General features: G+C 68.3%; 23 protein-coding genes. 7 read left to right on the top strand and 16 right to left on the bottom strand.

Annotation, left to right across the window (positions count from 1 at the left end; all coding sequences use genetic code 11):
- The first annotated feature begins 90 nt into the window (after positions 1–90).
- Positions 91–372, top strand: coding sequence for a hypothetical protein (locus EC839_RS04080; RefSeq protein WP_007158555.1), 282 nt, complete (start codon positions 91–93; stop codon positions 370–372).
- Between the two features lie 9 nt (positions 373–381).
- Here EC839_RS04080 and EC839_RS04075 read toward each other — a convergent pair whose 3' ends face one another.
- From EC839_RS04075 to EC839_RS04065, 3 genes are read right to left on the bottom strand one after another with little or no spacing between them, the layout of a single operon-like run.
- A complete protein-coding gene (locus tag EC839_RS04075; RefSeq protein ID WP_007158554.1) occupies positions 382–696 on the bottom strand; it encodes a hypothetical protein in 315 nt (104 codons plus the stop codon).
- Positions 693–2,045, bottom strand: coding sequence for an acyclic terpene utilization AtuA family protein (locus tag EC839_RS04070; RefSeq protein ID WP_007158553.1), 1,353 nt, complete (start codon positions 2,043–2,045; stop codon positions 693–695). Before EC839_RS04070 ends, EC839_RS04075 begins: the two co-directional genes overlap by 4 nt.
- Positions 2,046–3,356 carry a CitMHS family transporter gene (locus EC839_RS04065; protein WP_007158552.1) on the bottom strand — a complete coding sequence of 437 codons (1,311 nt, stop codon included), beginning with the start codon at positions 3,354–3,356 and terminating at the stop codon, positions 2,046–2,048.
- Positions 3,357–3,484: 128 nt separating this feature from the next.
- Here EC839_RS04065 and EC839_RS04060 point away from each other — a divergent pair, with 128 nt between their 5' ends.
- Entirely contained in the window at positions 3,485–4,366 is an 882-nt protein-coding gene (locus tag EC839_RS04060) for a LysR family transcriptional regulator (protein WP_007158551.1), read from the top strand.
- Here EC839_RS04060 and EC839_RS04055 read toward each other — a convergent pair.
- Complete coding sequence (locus tag EC839_RS04055; protein WP_007158550.1) at positions 4,363–5,274, bottom strand: LysR substrate-binding domain-containing protein; 912 nt, start codon at positions 5,272–5,274, stop codon at positions 4,363–4,365. The genes EC839_RS04060 and EC839_RS04055 overlap by 4 nt on opposite strands.
- Before the next feature lie 194 nt (positions 5,275–5,468).
- Here EC839_RS04055 and EC839_RS04050 point away from each other — a divergent pair, with 194 nt between their 5' ends.
- The 4 genes from EC839_RS04050 to EC839_RS04035 all read left to right on the top strand — a co-directional run bounded on the left by EC839_RS04050 (position 5,469) and on the right by EC839_RS04035 (position 9,453).
- On the top strand, positions 5,469–6,218 hold the full coding sequence (locus EC839_RS04050; RefSeq protein WP_027599557.1) for an SDR family NAD(P)-dependent oxidoreductase: 750 nt from the start codon (positions 5,469–5,471) through the stop codon (positions 6,216–6,218).
- A 78-nt stretch (positions 6,219–6,296) separates the two neighbouring features.
- Entirely contained in the window at positions 6,297–7,595 is a 1,299-nt protein-coding gene (locus tag EC839_RS04045; RefSeq protein ID WP_007158548.1) for an MFS transporter, read from the top strand.
- Positions 7,596–7,609: 14 nt separating this feature from the next.
- Complete coding sequence (locus tag EC839_RS04040; RefSeq protein ID WP_007158547.1) at positions 7,610–8,458, top strand: transketolase; 849 nt, start codon at positions 7,610–7,612, stop codon at positions 8,456–8,458.
- Positions 8,458–9,453 (top strand): transketolase family protein, encoded by a 996-nt coding sequence (locus EC839_RS04035; RefSeq protein WP_007158546.1) that lies wholly within the window; start codon positions 8,458–8,460, stop codon positions 9,451–9,453. Before EC839_RS04040 ends, EC839_RS04035 begins: the two co-directional genes overlap by 1 nt.
- A gap of 54 nt (positions 9,454–9,507) precedes the next feature.
- Here EC839_RS04035 and EC839_RS04030 read toward each other — a convergent pair whose 3' ends face one another.
- The 3 genes from EC839_RS04030 to EC839_RS04020 form a co-directional block, all read right to left on the bottom strand.
- Positions 9,508–10,506 carry a succinylglutamate desuccinylase/aspartoacylase family protein gene (locus tag EC839_RS04030; RefSeq protein ID WP_007158545.1) on the bottom strand — a complete coding sequence of 333 codons (999 nt, stop codon included), beginning with the start codon at positions 10,504–10,506 and terminating at the stop codon, positions 9,508–9,510.
- Positions 10,507–10,554: 48 nt separating this feature from the next.
- Complete coding sequence (locus tag EC839_RS04025) at positions 10,555–11,871, bottom strand: MFS transporter (protein WP_007158544.1); 1,317 nt, start codon at positions 11,869–11,871, stop codon at positions 10,555–10,557.
- A gap of 188 nt (positions 11,872–12,059) precedes the next feature.
- Positions 12,060–12,959, bottom strand: a complete 900-nt coding sequence (locus EC839_RS04020) for a LysR family transcriptional regulator (RefSeq protein ID WP_007158543.1) — start codon at positions 12,957–12,959, stop codon at positions 12,060–12,062.
- A gap of 135 nt (positions 12,960–13,094) precedes the next feature.
- Here EC839_RS04020 and EC839_RS04015 point away from each other — a divergent pair, with 135 nt between their 5' ends.
- Positions 13,095–14,003 carry a LysR family transcriptional regulator gene (locus EC839_RS04015; RefSeq protein ID WP_007158542.1) on the top strand — a complete coding sequence of 303 codons (909 nt, stop codon included), beginning with the start codon at positions 13,095–13,097 and terminating at the stop codon, positions 14,001–14,003.
- Positions 14,004–14,012: 9 nt separating this feature from the next.
- On the opposite strand, the gene madM is transcribed toward EC839_RS04015, so the two are convergent.
- The 9 genes from madM to mdcA form a co-directional block, all read right to left on the bottom strand.
- Entirely contained in the window at positions 14,013–14,783 is a 771-nt protein-coding gene (gene madM / locus EC839_RS04010; RefSeq protein ID WP_007158541.1) for a malonate transporter subunit MadM, read from the bottom strand.
- A 5-nt stretch (positions 14,784–14,788) separates the two neighbouring features.
- Positions 14,789–15,193 carry a malonate transporter subunit MadL gene (gene madL, locus EC839_RS04005; protein WP_007158540.1) on the bottom strand — a complete coding sequence of 135 codons (405 nt, stop codon included), beginning with the start codon at positions 15,191–15,193 and terminating at the stop codon, positions 14,789–14,791.
- 224 nt (positions 15,194–15,417) lie between these two features.
- Complete coding sequence (mdcH, locus tag EC839_RS04000; RefSeq protein WP_007158539.1) at positions 15,418–16,353, bottom strand: malonate decarboxylase subunit epsilon; 936 nt, start codon at positions 16,351–16,353, stop codon at positions 15,418–15,420.
- Entirely contained in the window at positions 16,350–16,985 is a 636-nt protein-coding gene (locus tag EC839_RS03995; protein WP_007158538.1) for a malonate decarboxylase holo-ACP synthase, read from the bottom strand. The genes mdcH and EC839_RS03995 overlap by 4 nt, the downstream gene beginning before the upstream one ends.
- Positions 16,985–17,800 (bottom strand): biotin-independent malonate decarboxylase subunit gamma, encoded by an 816-nt coding sequence (gene mdcE / locus EC839_RS03990; protein WP_132832211.1) that lies wholly within the window; start codon positions 17,798–17,800, stop codon positions 16,985–16,987. The genes EC839_RS03995 and mdcE overlap by 1 nt, the downstream gene beginning before the upstream one ends.
- On the bottom strand, positions 17,797–18,663 hold the full coding sequence (locus EC839_RS03985; RefSeq protein ID WP_007158536.1) for a biotin-independent malonate decarboxylase subunit beta: 867 nt from the start codon (positions 18,661–18,663) through the stop codon (positions 17,797–17,799). The genes mdcE and EC839_RS03985 overlap by 4 nt, the downstream gene beginning before the upstream one ends.
- A complete protein-coding gene (locus tag EC839_RS03980) occupies positions 18,656–18,970 on the bottom strand; it encodes a malonate decarboxylase subunit delta (protein WP_007158535.1) in 315 nt (104 codons plus the stop codon). The genes EC839_RS03985 and EC839_RS03980 overlap by 8 nt, the downstream gene beginning before the upstream one ends.
- Positions 18,970–19,836, bottom strand: coding sequence for a triphosphoribosyl-dephospho-CoA synthase (locus EC839_RS03975; RefSeq protein WP_007158534.1), 867 nt, complete (start codon positions 19,834–19,836; stop codon positions 18,970–18,972). The genes EC839_RS03980 and EC839_RS03975 overlap by 1 nt, the downstream gene beginning before the upstream one ends.
- Positions 19,836–21,512, bottom strand: coding sequence for a malonate decarboxylase subunit alpha (gene mdcA, locus EC839_RS03970; RefSeq protein ID WP_007158533.1), 1,677 nt, complete (start codon positions 21,510–21,512; stop codon positions 19,836–19,838). Before mdcA ends, EC839_RS03975 begins: the two co-directional genes overlap by 1 nt.
- Positions 21,513–21,515: the final 3 nt, after the last annotated feature.

The raw sequence follows: 21,515 nt of genomic DNA, 5'->3' as shown, positions 1-21,515 counted from the left end.
CCAGTCGGCGGACAGGCCCCGAATAGAGACCTTGCGTTCTTCGCCGAGGCGGCTAGCCTGAAAAAGTGACGTTCCTTCGGGAGCCTGTAGATGAACAGGTTGCATGAACGCTTGGCCCAACTCGATCCGCCCGTGCGCCACGAGCTGGAGCGGCGCAGCGACGGCTTGCTGATCACCCTCATCGAGGCCGATCGCAATGTGCGGGTGTCGCGCCTGCTGAAGGCGGACGACATGCGTGAGGTGGAGCAGGTCAATCTGATCCTGCTGCACGCCATCAACGAACTCAGACGCAAGGGTGCCCAGGTGCCCCTCGACAAGGACACCGTTCTGCTGACGCGGCTGCCCTGCGCGGGGGTCGGTACTCCGGGTTGAGCGGCGTCTCTAGTCCTCCAGCTCCAGATCCAGCAGCGCCGCACCCAGGGCCTTGCCGTGGGCGTCCAGCGCCAGCGAGCGGGTGACGCCGCCGCGCAGGGCACCGGGCAGCACGAAGTTCAGCGCGCCCAGGGCCGGCAATTCGTAGCGGCGCACCGGCGCGGCATCGGCTGGGCGACTGTCAGTGAACCAGGCGGCGACCCGTTCCGCGGTAAGCGCCTGGCGCAGGCGGTCGAAGTCTTCGCGGCGATAGGCGATCACCGCCATGTTCGAAATGTCCCCCTTGTCGCCGGTACGGACGTGGGCGATCTCGCGCAATTTCATGGCAGCGTCTCCAGCTCCAGGGTAGGGGTGACGGCCGCACGCGGCCACAGCAGCGAGGCCACGGCGATGACCTCGCGGACCGCCTTGGTGGCGCCGCCACCGCCAGCCGGGCCATTGGTGTACAGCGTTTCCACCTCGTTGCCGATCTGCACCGCCGCTGCTCGGCTGGCGCAGCGGCCGACGACGCGCAGGCGCACCTCCCAGGGTTCGCCGCTGGCCCGGGCCGCTAAGGTGGCGCCGTGCAGGGCGTCGCAGCCGATCAGTTCGCAGCGCAATTCCTCGACCGGTACACCACAGAGTTGCAGGCGTTCGCGCACCACGTCAGCCGCCAGCCTGGCCCGGCCCACGGCGCCCGGGCCGGCGTAGGAGATCTGGCCTTCGCCATGCCAGCCGTCGCGATAGCCCACCGAGACCTTGAGCTGTTCCGGGCGCGGCTTGCCCCGGGCCCCGCTGACCGCGACCCGATCAGGTGCGGACTGCTCCAGGGCGACGCCGGAAAAGTCGGCGGTCACGTCCGGCGTCAGGTAGGCCGCCGGGTCGTGGACCTCATAGAGCAATTGTTCGGTGCAGGTCGCCGCGGTCACGCAGCCGCCGGAGCCGGCGACCTTGGTCAGGGTCGCCTGGCCGTCGGCGTCCACCTCGGCCAGGGGAAAGCCCAGGCGGGCAAGGTCGGGGACGTCCTTGAAGCCGGGATCGGCGAAGTAGCCGCCGGTGACCTGACCGGCGCATTCCAGGAGATGGCCGACCAGGGTGCCGCGTCCGCGACGCTCCCAGTCATCTGCCGCCCAGCCGAATTCATGCACCAGCGGCGCCAGGAACAGCGAGGGATCGGCCACCCGCCCGGTGATGATGACATCGGCGTCCGCCTGCAGGGCCTGGACGATGCCTTCCACGCCCAGGTAGGCGTTGGCCGAGATCAATCGGTCGCCCAGTTCGGCCAGGGTCTGGCCGTTGTCCAGCCGGGCGTCGGCGGGCAACTGGGCCAGCACGTCGTCGCCGGCCACGGCGGCGATCTTCAGACCGGTTACGCCCAGCTCCCGCGCCAGGGCCGCGACCTTGCGCGCCGCGGCGGAGGGATGGGCGGCGCCCATGTTGGTGACTACCCGCAGGCGCGGTCGCCCGGCTTGGCGAAGCAATGGCAGGATGCGGCGCATCCTGGCTTCCAGCAGCGGATCGAAACCGGCCTCGGGATCGGCCAGCCGCGCCTGTTGCGCCAGGGCGATGGTGCGTTCGGCCAGGCATTCGAAGACCAGGTAGTCGAGCCGGCCGTGCTTGGCCAGTTCCACGGCGGGTTCGATGCGATCGCCGGAATAGCCGGCGCCGCAGCCGATGCGAAGAAGACGGCTCATCTAGAAGACTCCCAGGAGCAGGGCGGTCAGGGTCATCAGCACCGAGGCCGCGAACAGGAAGGGGATGGTGAAGCGCTGGTGATCGGCCAGGTCCAGCTTGCACAGGCCCACCAGCAGGAAGGTCGCCGGGGTCAGGGGGCTGACCGGGAAGCCGGTGGTGTGCACCCCGAGCAGCGAGGCCTGGGCCACCTGCACCGGATCGACCCCCAGGTTGCGGCCGACCTCGGCGATTACCGGCATGACGCCGAAGTAGAAGGAATCCGGATCGAACAGCAGGCTCAGCGGCATGGAGAGGAAACCCACCACCGCCGGGATCAGCTGGCCATGCCCGGCCGGGATGCCGGCCACCGCTACCTGGGCCATGGCCTTGAGCATGCCGCTGCCCTGCATGATGCCGGTGAAGACCCCGGCGGCGAAGAGGATGCTGGCCATGGTCAGGGCGGTCTTGGCGTGGGCGTCGATGCGCGCCTTCTGGGCGTCCACCGAGGGGTAGTTCAGGCACAGCGCGGCCACGGTGCCGAGCATGAACATCACCACCGGATCGACCCAGCCGGCGATCATCACGCCCATCACCACCAGGGTCAGCAGCAGGTTGATCCAGAAGCGCTGCGGGCGACGCAGGGCACGCTCGGCGTCGCTGAGCACCCGCTCCGGCGCGGCACCGACGCCGCCGACGGCCAGCCACGGCGCCTGGCCGGCCAGGGTCAGGCGCTTCTCCTCGCGCCGCCCGAGCCACCAGGCGCTGGCGAAGACGAAGGCCAGGCCCACCAGCTGCACCGGGATCAGCGGCTGGAAGAGGTCGGCCACCGGCACGTGCAGGGCGGCGGAGGAGCGCAGCACCGGCCCGGTCCAGGGCAGGAAGTTGACCCCGGCGGCCATGGCCGCCACGCAGGCGAGGATGCGCCGGTCCAGGCCCAGGCGGGTATAGAGCGGCAGCATGGCGGGAATGGTCACCAGGAAGGTCACCGCGCCGGAGCCGTCCAGATGCACCAGCAGGGCGAGCAGGGCGCTGCCGCAGACGATGCGCGTCGGCCGGGTGCCGACGGTGCGCAGGATGCGGTCGATGATGGGATCGAGCATCCCGGCGTCGGTCATGATGCCGAAGAACAGGATGGCGAAGACGAACATGCCGATCACCGGGGCGACACCCTTGATGCCGGCGATGATGAAGGCGCTGGTGCCCAGGCCGAAGCCACCGATCAGGGCCGCGGCGATGGGGATGACGATCAGGGCGACCAGGGGCGAGACGCGTTTGCTCATGACCGCGACGAGCAACGCGAGAATGGTGACGACACCGAGCAGGGCGAGCATGGCGGACTCCTTGGACCGTGGCGCGGCAGGCGGGCGCACGGGAGGTTTTGTTGTTGTGGGTCCAGTATTCGAAGACGTCCGATGTCCTGTAAATTGGAATCTTCCGAAGCAGCGTTCAGAAAAACAAAATGAAGAATCTGCTCCAGCACGTGCAGGCCTTTCTCGCCGTGGCCCGCCAGGGCTCCTTCGCCCGGGCGGCGGAGGAATTGCACCTGTCACCCCCGGCGCTCACCGTGCAGATCCAGCAACTCGAAGCCTGGCTGGAGGTGCAACTGCTGGAGCGCACCCCGCGGCGGGTCCAGCTGACCACCGCCGGGGAAGAATTGCGCGGCCCCCTGGAACGCATCCTGGTGGACCTGGGCGATGTCCAGACCCACGCCCGGGACCTGGCCGGCCTGCGCCGCGGGCGGGTCACCCTGGCGGCCTTGCCGTCCTTCTTCATGGGGCCCTTTCCCGAGTTGCTGAAGACCTTCCAGGCCCGTCATCCGGCCATCGAGGTTCGCCTGCAGGACGTGGTGGCCGGCCGGGTCGAGGCGCTGGTCAGGGAAGGGCAGGTGGACCTGGGCATCGGCGTCTGCCCGCGGGCCGTGGGCCTGGACTTCCAGCCGCTGTACGTCGATCACCTGCAGCTGTTCGTCCCCCGCGACCATCCCTGGGCAGGCCGCACCGAAGTCACCCTGGCCGAACTCGACGCCGTGCCCCTGCTGCTCACGGGTCGTGACAGCAGCGTGCGCGAGTGCCTGGACTTCGCCTTCGCCGCCGCCGGCCTGCGCCTGGTGGCGGCGCTGGAGGCCCACTACATGAGCACCCTGCTGGCGCTGGTGGCGGCCGGGCAGGGCCTGGCCCTGCTGCCGGAATCGGCGGGTGGCGAGGCCCCGGTGGTGGCCCTGCCGGTCCGCGGCGAGAGCCTGGCCCGGCCGCTGGGCATCCTGACCCTCGCCGGGCGCAGCCTGACCCCGGCGGCCCAGGCCTTCGTCGACTTGCTCAGGGAGCGGCTGCAGGTGCTCTAGTACTCGAAGGGCTGGCCCAGCTCCTGTTGCAGCCAGTCCAGAAAGCGCCGCACCCGGGCGTAGCGTGAGTGCGCCCGGGGAAACACCAGGTGGTGAGCGGCCACCGGCAGGTCGTCGTCCTGGGGCAGCACCCGCACCAGATCACCGCGGGCCAGATAGTCCGCTGCCAGCACCGTGCTCTCCAGAGCGAAGCCCAGGCCATGGCGGGCGGCTTCCAGGGTCATGTAGGAGCGATCGAAACTCAGGGTGTAGGGGCGTTCCGGCAGCGCCAGACCCTGCTGGGCGAACCAGTTGGGCCACTTCATCAGGGTAGCCTCGGACAGAATCAGCTCGCTGTGCAGCAGATCCGCCGGCGAGTGGATCGGGCGTTTTTCCAGCAACTGCGGCGCGGCCAGGACCGCCAGGCGTTCGCGCTGCAGGGAGCGGATCTCCAGGTTCGGCCAGCTGGGCAGGCCGTGGCGGATGTCGATGTCGACCTTGTCGCGGCTGAAGTGCAGGGATTCGTAGGAGCAGGAGAGATTGATCTGCAGGTCGGGATGGCTCTGGCGGAACTGTTCCAGCCGTGGCATCAGCCAGAGCAGGCCGAAGCTCGGCGCCGAGTGCAGGCGCAGGCATTCCAGGCCGGCATCGCTGGCGGCGCGATCCGTGGCCATGGCCAGCCGGTGCAGCACCTCGCTGACCTCTTCGAGGTATTGCTCCCCGGCCGGGGTCAGGGTCATGCCGCGCGCGCCGCGGACGAAGAGGGCGCGCCCCACCAGGGCCTCCAGCTTGGCCAGCTGATGGCTGACCGCCGAGGGCGTCAGCGCCAGTTGCTCGGCGGCGCGGGCGACGTTGGCGAAGCGGGCGGTCTGCTCGAAGGCTTGAAGGGCTTTCAGGGGTGGCAGGGAAAGCGTCTTGCCGGAATCCATGAGTTGCGGGTCCTGTGGCCAGTTCGAGGTCGATTCTCAGGTGGTAAGACCCGACTGCCAAGCCGCAGGCATGAATTTTATTCAGCGCGGTCTGACGCAGGCTGCGTTGCTGGGGCCCTGGGGCGGGGGCACTCTGGCCCTCAGCGAAAGCCCTCCACAACAACAAGAAGGATAGCGTCATGCCCCTGCATTCCCTGCTGCTGCAAGACAAGATCGCCCTCGTCACCGGTGCCGCCTCCGCCCGCGGCATCGGTCGAGCCACGGCCCAGGCCTTCGCCGCCCAGGGCGCGCGGGTCATCATCCTCGACCTCGATGCCAGCGCCGCGCGGGATGCCGCCGCCAGCCTCGGCGAAGGTCACCTGGGCCTGGCGGCCAACGTGGCCGACGAGGCCCAGGTCAGGGCCGCGGTCGACCAGGCGCTCGCCCACTACGGTCGCCTCGACGTGCTGGTCAACAATGCCGGCATCACCCAGCCGGTGAAGACCCTGGAGATCGGCCGCGCCGACTACGACCGCATCCTCGACGTCAACCTGCGCGGCACCCTGCTGATGTCCCAGGCGGTGATCCCGGCCATGCGCGAGCAGGGCGGTGGCAGCATCGTCTGCCTGTCCTCGGTGTCCGCGCAGCGTGGCGGCGGCATCTTCGGCGGTCCCCACTACAGCGCCGCCAAGGCCGGGGTGCTGGGCCTGACCAGGGCCATGGCCCGTGAATTCGGGCCGGACGGCATCCGCGTGAATGCCCTGACCCCCGGCCTGATCCAGACCGATATCACCGGCGGGCTGATGCACGACGAGCGCCGCCAGTCGATCATCGACGGCATCCCTCTGGGTCGTCTCGGCGAGCCCAGGGACGTGGCCAATGCCGCGCTGTTCCTGGCCAGCGATCTTTCCGGCTACCTGACTGGCGTCACCCTGGACGTCAATGGCGGCATGCTGATCCACTGATCGCCCCCTCGTTTTCAACGCTCTGCATCGACAAGGACGCCCGCGGCTGCGGCGTCCATAACAACAAGAGATCAGACCATGACTACGCTCACCCTGGCAGCGGCCACCTCGGCGCGCGCCAATGCCTATCGCAAGACCGCCTGGCGGCTGATGCCCTTCCTGATGCTGTGCTACTTCTGCGCCTATCTGGACCGGGTCAACGTCGGCTTCGCCAAGCTGCAGATGATGAACGACCTGGCCCTGAGCGAAGCCGTCTACGGCCTCGGCGCCGGCATGTTCTTCCTCGGCTATTTTCTCTGCGAGGTGCCCAGCAACATCATCCTGCACAAGGTCGGCGCCCGCCGCTGGATCGCCCGCATCATGATCACCTGGGGCATCCTTTCCGGGATGTTCGCCTTCGTCGAGACGGCCTGGCAGTTCTACCTGCTGCGCTTCCTGCTCGGCGTGGCCGAGGCCGGCCTGGCACCGGGCCTGCTGCTCTATCTCACCTACTGGTTTCCTTCCTACCGCCGCGCTCGCATGACGGTGCTCTGGTTCGTCGCCATTCCGCTGTCGGGCATGATCGGCGGACCGCTGTCGGGCTGGATCATGAATCAGTTCGCCGGGGTCCATGGCTGGGCCGGCTGGCAGTGGATGTTCGTCATCGAAGCCATCCCCACGGTGGTGGTGGGGCTGATGGTGCTCGGCTATCTCAAGGACGGCGTGCACCAGGCGACCTGGCTGGACGACGAGGAAAAGGCGCTGATCCAGAAGGAGTTGGCCGAGGACAACCAGCACAAGACCGAGCACGCCAGCGTGCGCGACTTCATCCGTGATCGCCGGCTGTGGCTGCTGGCCGCCATCTACTTCTGCGTGGTCATGGGCCAGTACGCCATCACCTTCTGGCTGCCGACCCTGGTGCGCAATTCGGGGGTCGCCGATCCGCTGCACATCGGCCTGCTCACCAGCCTGCCCTATATGTGCGCCATCGTCGCCATGCTGCTGGCTGGGCGCAGTGGGGACAGGCACCGCGAGCGCCGCTGGCATCTGGTGATCCCCATGCTGCTGGGCGCCTGCGGCCTCAGCCTCGCGGCGGTGTTCGGCCACAACGTCACCCTGTCGATCCTCAGCCTGTGCCTGGCCGCGGCCGGCATCCTCTCCGCGTCCTCGCTGTTCTGGATGCTGCCCACCACGCTGCTGGGCGGGGTCACCGCCGCGGCCGGCATCGCCGCGGTGAACAGCTTCGCCAACCTGGCCGGCTTCTGCTCGCCCTACCTGATCGGCTGGATCACCACCAGCACCGGTTCCAGCGCCATCGGCATGTTCCTCATCACCGGGGTGCTGGTGATCGGCGCCACGCTGGTCCTGCGCATTCCCGCCGCCCTGGTCAATCGCTAATCGAGGTACAGATCATGACCGCTTCTTCGCCACAACCCACAACGCTCTCGCTGGCCGAGCGCGCCCACAACATCCGCCGCCATGCCCTGCGCATGGGCCAGATCCAGGGCCAGGGTTATGTTGGCCAAGCCCTGGGCGTCGCCGACGTCCTGGCGGTCGCCTACTTCCATGCCCTGAGCTACCAGCCCCAGGATCCCGAGTGGGAAGGGCGCGACCGCTTCTACCTGTCCATCGGCCATTACGCCATCGCCCTCTATGCCGCGCTGATCGAGGCCGGGATCGTGCCGCAGGAAGAACTGGAGACCTATGGCTGCGACGACAGCCGTCTGCCCATGTCGGGCATGGCCGCCTACACCCCCGGCATGGAGATCACCGGCGGTTCCCTCGGCCAGGGCCTGGGCATCGCCGTGGGCGCCTGCCTCGGCCTCAAGCGCAAGCAGTCGAAATCCTTCGTCTACAACCTGCTGTCCGATGGCGAACTCAACGAAGGCGCCACCTGGGAAGCGGCCATGTCGGCTTCCCACTGGCAACTGGACAACCTCATCGCCCTGGTGGACGTGAATAACCAGCAGGCCGACGGCCACTGCCGCGAGATCCTGGCGTTCGAGCCCCTCGCCGAGCGCTGGCAGGCCTTCGGCTGGTTCGTCCAGCGCGTCGACGGCAACGACCGCGCGGCGCTGGTCGCCGCCTTCGACCGGGCTCGCCAGCACCCGGGCGCGCAGCCCCGGATCATTCTCTGCGATACCCGCATGGGCAAGGGCGTGCCCTTCCTGGAAACCCGCGACAAGACTCACTTCATCCGCGTCGAGGCGCACGAATGGGCCCTGGCCCTCGACGCCCTGGATGCCGGGAGGGACTTCTGATGACCACCACCGCCACCAAGCCACGCCTGACCACCTCGGCGATGATCGCCAGCATCGCCGCCGAGGGCCAGCCGACCCGACCAGCACCGTTCGGTCATGCCCTGGCGGCCCTGGCCGAACAGCGCCAGGACATCGTCGGCCTCACCGCGGACCTCGCCAAGTACACCGACCTGCACATCTTCGCCAAGGCCCATCCCGAGCGCTTCTACCAGATGGGCATGGCCGAGCAGCTGCTGATGAGCGCCGCCGCCGGTATGGCCCGCGAAGGCTGCGTGCCCTTCGCCACCACCTATGCGGTGTTCGCCTCGCGACGCGCCTACGACTTCATCTGCATGGCCATCGCCGAGGAGAACCTCAACGTCAAGATCGTCTGCGGCCTGCCCGGGCTGACCACCGGCTACGGCCCCAGCCACCAGGCCACCGACGACCTGGCGATCTTTCGCGCCATGCCCAACCTCATGGTGATCGACCCCTGCGATGCCCTGGAGATCGAGCAGGCGGTGCCGGCCATCGCCGCCCACCAGGGGCCGGTCTATATGCGCCTGCTGCGCGGCAACGTGCCCCTGGTGCTGGATCGCTACGACTACCGCTTCCAGCTGGGCAAGGCGCAGGTGGTGCGCCCCGGACGCGACGTGCTGGTGGTGTCCACCGGCCTGATGACCATGCGCGCCCTGGAGGCCGCCGAGGCCCTGGCCGCGGATGGCGTGGACGTTTCGGTGCTGCACGTGCCGACCATCAAGCCGCTGGACGAAGCGACCCTCCTGGCGGAAGCCCGCAAGCCGGGGCGGCTGGTGGTGGCGGCGGAGAATCATTCGCTGATCGGTGGCCTGGGGGAGGCCGTCGCGACCACCCTGCTGCGCAACGGCGTGACGCCCACCTTCCGTCAGATCGCCTTGCCCGACGCCTTCCTCGACGCCGGCGCGCTGCCGACCCTGCACGACCGCTACGGCATCTCCACCACGGCGGTGTGCCAGCAGATAAAGGGTTGGTTATAGGGAGTAGGGCTGCGGACCGCACTCGGCGGCGCCGCAGTCCAGCGCCCCACTACGTCAACGGGGCACTTCGTCTTCACCCAGCTCCCGCGCCAGGCGCACGACGGTGACACCGCTACCCAGGTGGCGGATCGAGGGCTGGATCAGCACGCAATTCGGATAGGGAGTGCGGATCTCGCGCTCGCCATCGGTGGCGATCAGGGTATCTGCCTCGGGGATGGTTTCCAGACCCTTGAAGTCCTGGCTAAAACGAAAGTCCAGGGTGTCGGCGACGATGGCTTCGGTCACCCGCAGAAAACGCTGGCGCTTTGGCTTGGCTACCTGCAGCAGGTCGGCCACCGCGGCCTCGTCCACTACCTCGGCCAACAGCAGGAAGCGGGCGACACAGTCGAGGGCGATCTGTCGGCTCACGGCCAGTACGTGTTGGCCGGTTTCAATCAACAGGGCATTTTTCGGGCTGTTGGGTTGGCCGAAGCCACCAAAGTCGCGCAGCCGCCGGCCGTTCTGGTGGCCCTCGTCGGCGATGACGAATTCCGGAGTGCCCAGCTGCGCGGCCAGGCGCAAGCCCTTCTCCAGCGGCCCGGTCATCATCAGCGGCGCGGAATGCTCGTGCATGGAGTGGATGTCCAGCAGCCAGTCCACCTCGTCGATCAACGGACGCAACTGCTGTGCACGGGCCAGATCGGCCGTCGTTGCCGGCCCCTGGAGCCGCTGAGGCAGCCAGACGCGATTCATGTCCTCTTCCAGGTAGCGGGTGGCGTCTATGTCGTCCGGGTCGAAGGCGTGGTAGGCGGCCACGTTGCCAAAGGCCAGGGTCAGCTTGCCTCGGCTTGGCCGGATACCACGACGCAGCAGCTCATCCACGGCAATGGCGCCGCTGACCTCGTTGCCATGGGTCAGGGCCATGATGGCGACATGTGGACCTTCGATGCCGCTGTCGAAGCTGTGCACATAGTCGATGCCGGTATTGCCGGTCTTCCAGCGCTCGATCTCGGGGAATTCGACCTCGATGGGATAGCGGGGCAGACCGGCACGGATCTGGGCGAGGGTGGTCATGGCAGACTCCTAAGGGTAGGCAGACCGGGGCCGCGCCCCGGTGGGGGATCAAACCGGGGTATGGCGACGGGTGCGGGTCAGCGCCAGGATGGAGATCAGACTCAGGGCAGCGGTGCCCATCACGTAATAGCTTGGCGCCAGGTTGTCGCCGCTGCTGTTGATCATCCAGGTCACCACCAGCGGGGCGAAGCCGCCGAATGCCGTGACCGAAAAGTTGTAGCTGAGTGACAGTCCCGAGCCGCGGGTACGGGTGGGGAAGGCGTCGGAGAGCATGGCCGGGATGGGACCTAAGGACGCGGCGATCAGGACGCCCACCAGTGCCTGCACCAATAGCAGGGTAGTGATGGAAGGCAGGGCATTGAGCAGCAGAAACAACGGATAGGAAGAAAGCCCTACCAGCGTCATGGCGATGCCCAGTACCCGCAGCCGGCCGAAGCGGTCGGAGAGGATGCCGAACACCGGCGACATGAGCATGATGGCGAGGCCGGTGATGAAGGCACCGAGGAAGGAGGAGGTGGCGGCGATGTGCAGCTGCTTCATGGCATAGGTGGGCATGTACAGCTTGTGCACGTAATTGAAGGCGGTGGCGCCGGACACCACGCCGATGCACAGCAGCAGTACGGCCCAGTCGGCCTTGAGCAGATCCCGTACCGGGGTCGGCTCCGGGCCCTCGCGGCGGGCCAACGCCTTGAATTCCGGGGTCTCGTCCATCTGCCGGCGGATATACAGGCCGATGGGACCGATCAGCAGACCGATGCCGAAGGCGATTCGCCAGCCCCAGTCATCCAGTTGTGCCGGACTGAGCACATAGCTCAGGGCCGCCGCTACGCCAGCGGCGAACACCGTGGCCAGGCCCTGGGTGGAGAGTTGCCAGCTGGCGAAGAAGCCGCGGCGACCTTCGGTGGCGTTCTCGGCCATGAAGGCTGTGCAGGCACCGAATTCGCCGCCGCTGGAGAAGCCCTGCAGCATCCGCGCGACGATCACGATCAGCGGAGCCAGCAGGCCGATCTGGCCATAGGTGGGCACACAGGTCATCAGCAGGGTGCCGATCATCATCAGGGCGATGGACAGCGTCAGCGAGGCCTTGCGGCCACGACGGTCGGTGTAGGAGCCCAGCACTACGGCGCCTAGCGGCCGCATGATGAAGGAGATGGCGAAGGTGGCCACGCTCAGGAGCAGCGACGTGGTTTCGTTCTCGGCTGGAAAGAACTGTCGGCTGATGATCACGGCGAAATAGCCGTAGATCAGCAGATCATAGAATTCCAGGGCATTGCCGATGCCGGCCGCGCAGATTTCCTTCCAGGAGCCACGCCGGGCCGCTGTGGCGGCCTCGGCGCTGGCAAGGGTCGATATGGAGTGCGACATGACCGGGTTCCCCTTGGCGGAGCGCCGCCAGGGGTGGCAGCGCCTTCACGATTGAGGCTTTACCTTGGGTCAATCCCAGGCACCGGCTCAATTGCCGTTTCGGCACAGGCCTGGGCCGACCAGGCACAGGTGCTCAAGGTCGTGCTTGTCCCTATGGGTTCAGGTGCTGATTATTTTGTCGTGCACCGCTATGGGGCGCTCGTCGCAAGGGTTCGCCAGATATGTTCGAGGCGTTCATCGTGCGGCCCGCGCAAGCGATGCAGGCAGATATCGAAGGTGGCGATCAGCCCCTTCGATCCGGCCAGCACCAGACTGCCCTGGGTCAGGGACTCGCGCACCACCATGCGGGGCAGCCAGGCCAGGCCGTGTCCACGGCGCGCCATCTGGTGGATGGCCGGATAGGAATCGGCCTGGTAGATCATGCGCATGGCCAGCTTACTCGGCAGCCGGGAGAGGTGCCGAGCCAGTACGCCGCGCAGTGCCAGCGACGGCGCGAAGGCCAGCCAAGGCACCGCAGCGGCGCCGTCTTCCAGTCGATAGCGCGGTTGTCCGTCCCCATCCGGTACGCAGACCGGCAGCAGCTCGTCCTGACCGATGACCAGGGTTTCGAAACGTGCAGGGTCCAGCAACCGCTCGGTGAGCGGACTGCTGAAGATCAGCATCAGGTCGGCATCGCCTGCGGCCAGCCGACCGATGGCTTCCTGGGCGCCACTGGTGATGAGCGAGACGGGAAACTCGCCGAACCGTGCGCTCAAGCTGTCGTACCACTCCGGAAAAAAGTCGCTGGCCAGGGTCCGGCCGGTGGCGATACGGATCGGCTGTTCGCGCTGCAGGGCGGCACCCTGAAACAGCGAGCGGCATTCACTCAATCGGTCGACGACCTCCCGTGCCGTTTCCAGCAACAGCAGACCTTCAGGGGTCAGGCTGATGGGCTGCTGGCGACGGATGAGGGGCGCCCCACACCAGTCTTCCAGGGCGCGGATGCGCCGACCGAAGGCTGGATGAGTGACAAAGCGATTTTCCGCCGCGCGCGACAGGCTGCGGGTGCGCGCGAGTTCGATGAAGTCTTCCAGCCATTCCAGTTGCATAGATCTCAGACCCGGGACGATGCCAGGGCAGGGTACGGGGTGAGGGCGGTCACGGCCAGTCCGGGCCGCAGCCCTCGACGCCGCCTGCCCATCCGGGCAAGGTGATCAGCTGTCTCTCACCGCCCGCTGGCCGCCATGTCCGATACCGATGACCTCACCCTGCGCAAGCTGGAGATCTTTCTGGCTTTCATGCGCAGCCGCAATCTGGCGCGGGCCGCCGCCGAGCTGGGCACCAGCCATGTCAGCGTGCACCGCGCCATCCATTCGCTGGAAAACGCCCTGCGCTGTCCGCTGTTCAAGCACGAGGGGCGTACCCTGACGCCGCTGGACGGCGCCTTCGTGCTGGAGGCGCGGGCCGAGCGACTGATGCAGGACCTGGCCGAGACGGTGCGGCTCACCCGGCAGGCGGCGGGCTTCTCGGCCGATCGCTTTCGCCTGGGTGCGCTCTATTCGCTGACGGTCAAGACCGTGCCCCAGCTGATCATGGGCCTCAAGCTCAGGCGCAGTGAACTCAACATCGACCTGGTACTGGGTTCCAACGCCGATCTCGCCGAGCAACTGCACGACTTCAAGCTGGACGCCATGCTGGTGGCCCTGGACGACGCCGTGGTGGATGCCGATTGTGAGAGCGTCGAGCTGTTCAGCGACGATATCTTCCTGGCCGCACCCAGCGACTCGCCCTTTGCCGACCAGGCCGAGGTGGACCTGCGCGATCTCGCCGGGGTGCCCTTCGTGACCCTGACCCAGGGCTTCGCCACCTTTCGCGACGGCCGCCAGGTGTTCGCCCAGGCCGGCTTCGAGCCGGAGGTGATCATGCAGGTCAACGACATCTTCTCGCTGATGAGCATGGTCAGCTCCGGGGTGGGCTATGCGCTGCTGCCGGGGCGGGTCGAGGCGGTCTACCAGAACCGCCTCAAGCTGCTGCCCCTGGCCCCGCGCTACCGGCTGCAGCAGCGCATCGGCGCGGTCTTCCTGCGCAGCCGCGAGCGCGATCCCAATCTGCTGGCCTTCGTCGCCGAATGCCGGATGTATGCGCGCGGCTAGCTCCGCTTCTCAACCACCGACAACGGCGCGGGTCGCCAGGAACAGCAGCGACGGACCGAGCAAGCACCCCAGGGCGGTGTAGAAGGCCGCCGTCAGGCAACCATAGGGCACCAGGCGCGGATCGGTGGCGGCGAGGCCTCCGGCCACGCCGCTGGAGGTGCCCATCAGGCCGCCAAAGATCACCGCGGTACGCGGATTGTTCAGGCCGATGTAGGGCGCCAGGAAGGGGGTGGCGATCATCACTACGATGGATTTCACCAGGCCGGCGGCGATGGACAGCGCCATGACATCCGAGCTGGCGCCAATGGCCGCACCAGTGACCGGACCGACGATATAGGTCACCGCGCCCGCACCTATGGTGGTCAGGCTGACCGCGTCGGTGTAGCCGAACGCCAGGGCGATGGCGACCCCGGCGATGAAAGAGCTGAACACTCCCAGCAGCAGGGAGATGACCCCGGCGATGCCGGCTTCGCGCAGCTCGCGCATGTTGACGCCGAAGGCCGTGGCGGCGATGGCGAAGTCGCGCAGCATGGCGCCGCCGAGCAGGCCTAGGCCCCCCAGCAGCGGCAGGTCGACCAGGCCCTTCTGGCCGCCACTGATGACCCCGCCGACATAGGCGAGCAGCAGGCCGAGAAAGATGGCGATGGCCGAGCCGTGCAGGCGCCCGCGGGTGAGCTTGTCGGAGAGCCAGTAGGAGACCCACATGATGACGCCGATGATGGCGAAGGACGCGATCAAACCGTAGGACTGGGTGGTCTTGCTCAGGGCTTCGATCAGCATGGCGGTCACCGGGCGGTCTGGCTAAGGGAAGCGGGGGTAGCGGTGGCCGGCTTCTTGCGGCCCAGGCGATCGAGCACCGGCACCAGCGCGAAGGCGATACCTACCGCTGTCAGGCCTGCAAGGATGGCCATGGGGCCGCTGTGCAGGGCGCCGACCACGTTCTGCTGCGCCGCCATGGCGACCACGATGGGGATGTAGATGGCACTCCAGAATTCCACGCCCTGTTCGGTCTTGGGCTTGAGGCCGGTGCCGCGGTTGCTGATCCAGCTGCTGAAGAAGATCAGCAGCAACATGGCGATGCCGACCCCGCCGACGTTGGCGGGCACACCGATGAGCCGGCCCAGGACTTCGCCGACGAAGATGCCGGCCAGGGTACAGAGGGAGAGTAAAGCGACACCGTAGATGATCATTGTTGTTGTCCTCGGTTGTGCTTGGGGTGGGGTGAAGCCTGGCACCGCTCTCGCTTTTTACCTCCTCTCCCTAGGAGAGAGGGCCGGGGTGAGGGCGGCGCCGTGTTTGAAGGTCTCTTTGGTTCCTGTGTGGATTGGATGGACGCTTGGTATCGCGCTCGCTTTTTACCCCCTCTCCCTCTGGGAGAGGGCCGGGGTGAGGGCAGCCGCCTTGGACGAAATACTCAATCTAGTCGCGCCGCCTCCTCGCGCCGCAGCGCCTCCAGGGTATCGGGGTGGGTATCCTGCCAGGCCAGAACACCGCTGGCGGGCAGCACGCGCCTGGCCAGCTGGGTGAGCACACTGCCCGGCGCCAGCTCGATGGCCAGGCGCACGCCGCGCTCACGCGCGGCCTCCAGCGTGGCGTGCCATTCGATGGGCCGCGCCATGTTGAAGGCCAGGTCGTCGCGCAGCTGTTCGGCGCGCACGAGCCGCCGTGCCGAGGTGCCGCTCAGATAGGCCAGGCGCGGCGCGCGCAGCTCGACGCCGGCGAAGGCCTGGTCCAGGGTCACAGCGGCTTCCGCCAGCAGCGGGCAGTGGGAGGGCACGCTCATGGCCAGGCGCTTGGCCGCCGCCGCGCCCTCGGCGCGCGCCGCCTCGGCCAGCACGGCGAGGCCCGCGTCGCTCCCCGCCACCACGTATTGCTGCTCGGCATTGGCGTTGGCCAGGTACAGCGGCGCGTCAGGACGCTGGTGGTCAGTAACCAGTTTCTCGACCGCGCCGCGCCCTAGGCCAATGATCGCCAGCATGCCGTAGCCGGACGGGTAGGCCGCCTGCATCAATTCACCGCGGCGGGCCACCAGGCGCAGGGCATCGGCGAACTCCAGGGCCTCGGCCACCACCGCGGCGGCATAGGCGCCGATGGACAACCCGGCCACCAGTTGCGGCGCCGGGCCGCGACTCAAGAGCAGGCGCGCCGTGGCGACGCCGGCGATCAGCAGGCAGAGCTGCACGGCGCGGGTGTGTTCCAGGGCCTGGGCAGAGTCCAGGCTGAGGGGATCAGATTCCAGCACCTCGGCGGCTTCCGCCAGCGTCCGCCGGATCTCGGCGTCGTCGGGCAGAGCGCGCAGCATGTCGGGCCGCTGGGCGCCCTGGCCGGGAAACTGGAAGAGGGTGCTCATGCGGCGCGCGCCTCCGGCCAGGGATCGCCTACCAGCTGGGGACCGGCAGCGGTCTTGAGCAGCACGCGTGGGGCGTCTCCGGCCCAATCGGCCAGGGCCACGCCGCCGAGCGGGGTTTCCAGCAGGATGTCCAGACGACACAGCGCTTGCCCCTGCAGGGACGCCAGCGCGGCCCGGGCCTGGTCGCGCGACAGTGGGGCGGCGCAGCGGATCAGCAGATCCAGATCGCTCCCGGCATGCAGCGCCGGCCAGCCGGAGGCCAATTCATAACCCGCGGCGCCGGTGGGTCCCCAGGGCAGCCCCAGGTCATCCAATAGCGGTTCGATAAAGGCCAGGGTCGAGAAGACCGGCAGGTCGCGGCAATCCTTCGAGATTCTCAGCGCCTCGGGTGAGAGCTGGCGTCTCACGGCAGCAGGCTCCAGCCAGGCCGCCATCCGTTCGGCGCGGCAGGTGCCGCGCAAGCCGACCGGAATGCGGTCTGACTTGGGCACAGCGCGGCGGACCACCACCGGCAGGCCGGCCTGGGCTATCGCTACCGCCCAGGCGGGGGCCCCTGAGGGCAGGGCGTCCGAGGTCAGGCCCCAGAGCAGGTCGTGGGGTCTGTATTGGGCTCCTATCGACCGCCCGCTCATTACGCGCTCCATCCCGCTCTCAGGCGTTCGCGCACCTCGCGAGAGGCCGCGCGATTGGCGCCCTCCAGCCGCAGCCTGAGATCAGTGGCTCCGCTGGCCAGGACATCCGCCTGGGCGTCGGCCAGGTCCTGGCGCACCTGCTGCACATCTTCGGCCGAGGGCTGGTCGGGCTGGGCCACTTCCAGCTGGCGCCAGAGCAGGCCCAGGGAGGCATAGCTGTCCAGGTCATAGGCCATGGGCGGGATGTCGGCCGCCAGGCGTTCCAGCTCCTCGACGCTGCGCAGGGTCACCCGCGCCGCCGAGGCCTTGCCCATGGCATGCACCTGCACCTGGGGATCGCGCAGGGCCAGCAGGCGATTGGCCTGGTAGCCATGGGCGAGAAAACCACCGGACATGGCCTTGCCCACCAGCAGCCCCAGCACCGGGTGCCCGGCCAGACGCGCCTCGGCATAGGCCCCGGCGGCCCCGGCCAGGGCCTGGTGGATGCCATAGGCTTCCTCGCGGCGCCCATAGGCCTGGCTGGGCACGTCCACCAGGGCGATCAGGGTGCGTTTCATCTCAGCGCCACCATCCTCGGCGATGGCCTGCTGGATGGCCCGGGCCAGGCCCCAGCCCTCCAGCAGGCCCACCTCGCCCAGGCGGGCGCGAGGAAAGGGATTCTCCGCATCCGCTACCACCGCCAGCCAGCGCGCGGGGCGTCCGGCCAGTTCGAGGTCGGCGACGCGCAGGGAGGCGGGCAGGCCCGTAACAGCCTGACCCTGGCCGGCCAAGGCCTGGAACCAAGTCAGGCCGCGTTGCGAAGGCTGGGTGCTCATGGCTGGTCTCCGGCATAGAGGTGGCGGACCGCGGCGGCGTCCGCCTGGGGACGGGTGTCGAGATCGGCGAGGTGTGCCAGATAGCGGTCGGCTTGCTGGCTGCGCAGGGGCATGGTGACGCCAGCGGCGAAACCCTGGCGGATGGCGGCGGTTACGGCGGCGCTGTCGTCAGCGACGAAGACATCGGCCAGGCCCGTGGCGACCCGCTGCTCGCCGCCGGTCAGGCTCCAGATGAAGGGCCGGTCGCGGGAATCGTATTCCTCGATCCCGGCTTCCTGCTCGATCACCTGAGGGCCGTTGAGTCCCAGCCGCGCCTCGCGGGTGACGATCAGCTGGCTGCATAGCCCCGCGGCGATGGACATGCCGCCAAAGCAGCCGACGCTGCCGGCGACGACGCCGATGACCGGCTGATGCGCACGCAGGGCGATGATGGCCGCCTGGATCTCGGCGATGGCCGCCAGCCCTAGGTTGGCTTCCTGCAGCCGTACACCGCCGGTTTCCAGCAGCAGCACGGCGCGGGTCGGAGTGCCGGCGAGATTGTCTTCCAGGGCCAGCTCCAGCGCCCCGGCAATCTTGGCACCGCCCACTTCGCCCATACTGCCGCCCTGGAAGGCGCCTTCGATGGCGCAGACCACCGCGGGCTCGCCGTCGATCAGCCCCTTGGCCACCACCACGCCGTCATCGGCCTGGCACACGATGCCCTGCCTGGGCAGCCAGGGCGACATCAGCCGCTCGAAGGGCCCGACCAGCTCGCGAAAGCTGCCGGCATCGAGCACCGTGCGCGCCCGTTCGCGGGCACCGAGTTCGACGAAGCTGCGGCTGTGCAGCAATTCCTGGACATCGGGAAGGGTGGCTTCAGCCATGGGTGCTGTCCTCCAGGTCGAGGGTTTCCAGGCCCTGCTCCAGGCGCAGGCGCACGACGCCTGGGGTGGCGCCGAAGTCGTGGATGTCCAGGGTCAGGGCGGGCAGGTCCTCACGGGTGGCGAACAGCCGGTCGAAGAGGGCACGCCAGCGCGGTTCGCTGCCATTGACCGAGGTGGTCACCTTGAGGGTGAAGTCGGCGGTGGCGGGTTCGAGGAGGACTTCGAGATCCCCCGAGCCGACGCAACCCACCAGGGCCCGACCCCGGCGGCGCTGGCTGGCCGGATAGCTGCAGCTGAAATGTTCCATCAGAGGTCTCCAGTGAGCCGTGGCTCCAGGCGATCGACGAGAAGGGTGGCGGCCAGGAGATCGGCGGCCCCACCGGGCGAGGCATTGGCGGCCAGCAGCTCCCGGTCCAGGGCCAGCAGCTGGCGGCGGCCGGCCAGACTGGCGCTGCCACCGGCGTCCAGTACCGCCTGGGCACCCTGGTGCATGGCGCTGAGGGCGGCGGGGCCGGCGCGGTGCAGCACGCAGGTGTCGTCCAGCCGGGTCATGATCGCCAGCAGGGCATCCAGACGGGCGTTCTGCTCGCTGGCGCCCGCCTGGCGGCTGGCGCGCAGTTGCGGCAGGCCGCGCTGGTGGATGGCAGGGAAGCCCGCGGCGGCTTCGGCCCGGGCGCCGCCGACGCCATAACATTGGGCGACGCGCTGGCCGTGGCTCGGCAGAGTGCTGGGAGCATCAGGATCCGGGAGGCTAGCCAGGCGACCTGCCGCAAGGCACAAGGCCTCAGCAGAGCCAGGACGCCCATGCACGGCCGCCGTCACCAGCAGCCCCAGCGCCCAGATGGCGCCGCGATGGGTGTTGACGCCACCGGTCACGTTCAGCATCGCGGCTTCGCCATCGCGACCCAGGCGGCCGATCAGGCGGCGCAGGTCGGCCGCGGGCAGCCCCAGCTCGGCGGCTTCGGCCATGGCCTGGAAACAGGGCCGCAGGGCCTGGGCGGAGGTCAGCATCAGGCCAAGGCTGAGGTCCTGGTGGGCACCCTGGCCGCGACGATCCACCAGGGCCGGCTTGGGCGAAAGTTCGGCTTCGTCCACCAGGGCCGTCACGGCCAGGTCGGCCAGGTCGGCCAGGCGTTCGGCGGGAGACGGGGCAAGACGGGCGAGGGCGCGCATCACCAGCTCCTGAATTTGGCCGGGGGTTGATAGAGGCCGCCGGACCATTCCACCAGTTCGCCGATGCTCTTGGCGGCGAGCAATTCGCGACTGGCGTCGGTGCGGCGGATGCCGAGGTCCTCGGGCAGTGCGACCAGGCCTTCCTGGCGCAGCCGCCGGGCCTCGGCCGGATCGCTGCGCAAGCCGATGGCAGTGACCCCGGCCACGGCGGCGATCATCGCCCGGCGCTCGTCCAGGGAGCGGGCGCGATAGAGATAGGCGATGCCTTCCTCGGTGAGCAGATGGGTCACGTCGTCGCCATAGACCATGATGGGCGCCAGGGGCATGCCGCTCTTGCGCGCCACCTCCACGGCATCCAGGGTGTCGACGAAGGTGGGTTTGCCGCCTTCCTGGAAGGTCTCGACCATCTGCACCACCAGCTTCTTGCCTCGCTCCAGCAGCGCCGGGGCGCTGTCGCCCGTCTGTTGGCGCATGTCCAGCCAGGCCGGGGTGGGATGGCGGCGGCCGCGAGGGTCATGCCCCATGTTGGGCGCGCCGCCGAAGCCGGCCAGGCGCCCGCGGGTCACGGTGGAGGAATGGCCATCGCCGTCCACCTGCAGGGTGGCGCCGATGAAGAGGTCGACGGCGTACTGACCAGCCAGCTGGCAGAGCAGGCGGTTGGATCTCAGCGAGCCGTCGCGACCGGTAAAGAAGACATCCGGGCGCTGGGCGATGTAGCCCTCCATGCCCAGCTCGGTGCCGAAGCAGTGCACGCTTTCCACCCAGCCGCTCTCGATGGCCGGGATCAGGGTGGGATGGGGATTGAGCGTCCAGTGCCGACAGATCTTGCCCTTGAGGCCGAGGCGCTCGCCGTAGGTGGGCAGGATCAGTTCGATGGCCGCGGTGTTGAAGCCGATGCCATGGTTGAGCGACTGCACCTGGTGGCGTTCGTAGATGCCGCGGATGGCCATCATCGCCATCAGCACATGCACCGGCTTGATATGGCGGGGATCCCGGGTGAACAGCGGCTCGATATAGAAGGGCCGGTCGGCCACCACTACGAAATCCACCCAGTCCGCGGGGATGTCGACCCGCGGCAACTCGGACACGTCGTCCACCAGCTGGTTGACCTGGACGATGACGATGCCGTCGCTGAAGGCCGCCGGCTCGATCAGCGCCGGGCTGTCCTCGGTGCTGGGGCCGGTATAGATGTTGCCGGCGCGGTCGGCCATGAAGCCGGCACTGAGCACCACCTTGGGGATGAGGTCTACCAGCAGCCGGGCATAGAGTTCGATGTAGGTGTGGATGGCGCCCACTTCCAGCAGCCCGTCTTCCAGCAGCTGGCTGATCCTCAGGCTCTGGGTGCCGGCAAAGGAGAAGTCCAGCTTGCGGGCGATGCCGCGTTCGAAGAGATCCAGGTGCTCGGCGCGACCGACGCTGGGCATGATCATGTGCAGGTCATGCAGCCGGGCCGGATCGACCTGGGCGAGACTGCGGGAGAGGAAATCGGCCTGCTTCTGGTTGTTGCCTTCCAGCACCACCCGGTCGCCGGGGGCAAGCAGCTGTTCCAGGGCCGCGACAATGGATGCGGTGGGCAGCACCTTGCCATCGGCCAGCGCGGCCACCCGGTCCAGGCGCTGCTGCTTGTCACCGCGGCGCCTGGCGATCCGAGCCGGTGGGTGGGATGTCGTTGTCATTGG

Source organism: Pseudomonas sp. JUb52 (genome assembly GCF_004341115.1).
Taxonomy (GTDB): Bacteria; Pseudomonadota; Gammaproteobacteria; order Pseudomonadales; family Pseudomonadaceae; genus Chryseomonas; species Chryseomonas oryzihabitans.
The sequence above is the reverse complement of the archived record's forward strand: the minus strand, read 5'-3'. Positions and strand labels throughout refer to the sequence as shown.

Excerpts from the sequence above, each read along its gene's own strand:
- EC839_RS03980 (WP_007158535.1), bottom strand. The coding sequence starts at position 18,970 with ATGGAACATTTCAGCTGCAGCTATCCGGCCAGCCAGCGCCGCCGGGGT.
- mdcA (WP_007158533.1), bottom strand. The coding sequence starts at position 21,512 with ATGACAACGACATCCCACCCACCGGCTCGGATCGCCAGGCGCCGCGGT.
- EC839_RS04015 (WP_007158542.1), top strand. The coding sequence starts at position 13,095 with ATGTCCGATACCGATGACCTCACCCTGCGCAAGCTGGAGATCTTTCTG.
- EC839_RS04055 (WP_007158550.1), bottom strand. The coding sequence starts at position 5,274 with ATGGATTCCGGCAAGACGCTTTCCCTGCCACCCCTGAAAGCCCTTCAA.
- EC839_RS04030 (WP_007158545.1), bottom strand. The coding sequence starts at position 10,506 with ATGACCACCCTCGCCCAGATCCGTGCCGGTCTGCCCCGCTATCCCATC.
- EC839_RS04075 (WP_007158554.1), bottom strand. The coding sequence starts at position 696 with ATGAAATTGCGCGAGATCGCCCACGTCCGTACCGGCGACAAGGGGGAC.
- EC839_RS04080 (WP_007158555.1), top strand. The coding sequence starts at position 91 with ATGAACAGGTTGCATGAACGCTTGGCCCAACTCGATCCGCCCGTGCGC.
- EC839_RS03995 (WP_007158538.1), bottom strand. The coding sequence starts at position 16,985 with ATGAGCGGGCGGTCGATAGGAGCCCAATACAGACCCCACGACCTGCTC.
- madL (WP_007158540.1), bottom strand. The coding sequence starts at position 15,193 with ATGATCATCTACGGTGTCGCTTTACTCTCCCTCTGTACCCTGGCCGGC.
- madM (WP_007158541.1), bottom strand. The coding sequence starts at position 14,783 with ATGCTGATCGAAGCCCTGAGCAAGACCACCCAGTCCTACGGTTTGATC.
- EC839_RS04035 (WP_007158546.1), top strand. The coding sequence starts at position 8,458 with ATGACCACCACCGCCACCAAGCCACGCCTGACCACCTCGGCGATGATC.
- EC839_RS04020 (WP_007158543.1), bottom strand. The coding sequence starts at position 12,959 with ATGCAACTGGAATGGCTGGAAGACTTCATCGAACTCGCGCGCACCCGC.
- mdcH (WP_007158539.1), bottom strand. The coding sequence starts at position 16,353 with ATGAGCACCCTCTTCCAGTTTCCCGGCCAGGGCGCCCAGCGGCCCGAC.
- EC839_RS04025 (WP_007158544.1), bottom strand. The coding sequence starts at position 11,871 with ATGTCGCACTCCATATCGACCCTTGCCAGCGCCGAGGCCGCCACAGCG.
- mdcE (WP_132832211.1), bottom strand. The coding sequence starts at position 17,800 with ATGAGCACCCAGCCTTCGCAACGCGGCCTGACTTGGTTCCAGGCCTTG.
- EC839_RS03975 (WP_007158534.1), bottom strand. The coding sequence starts at position 19,836 with ATGCGCGCCCTCGCCCGTCTTGCCCCGTCTCCCGCCGAACGCCTGGCC.
- EC839_RS04065 (WP_007158552.1), bottom strand. The coding sequence starts at position 3,356 with ATGCTCGCCCTGCTCGGTGTCGTCACCATTCTCGCGTTGCTCGTCGCG.
- EC839_RS04040 (WP_007158547.1), top strand. The coding sequence starts at position 7,610 with ATGACCGCTTCTTCGCCACAACCCACAACGCTCTCGCTGGCCGAGCGC.
- EC839_RS04045 (WP_007158548.1), top strand. The coding sequence starts at position 6,297 with ATGACTACGCTCACCCTGGCAGCGGCCACCTCGGCGCGCGCCAATGCC.
- EC839_RS03985 (WP_007158536.1), bottom strand. The coding sequence starts at position 18,663 with ATGGCTGAAGCCACCCTTCCCGATGTCCAGGAATTGCTGCACAGCCGC.
- EC839_RS04070 (WP_007158553.1), bottom strand. The coding sequence starts at position 2,045 with ATGAGCCGTCTTCTTCGCATCGGCTGCGGCGCCGGCTATTCCGGCGAT.
- EC839_RS04060 (WP_007158551.1), top strand. The coding sequence starts at position 3,485 with ATGAAGAATCTGCTCCAGCACGTGCAGGCCTTTCTCGCCGTGGCCCGC.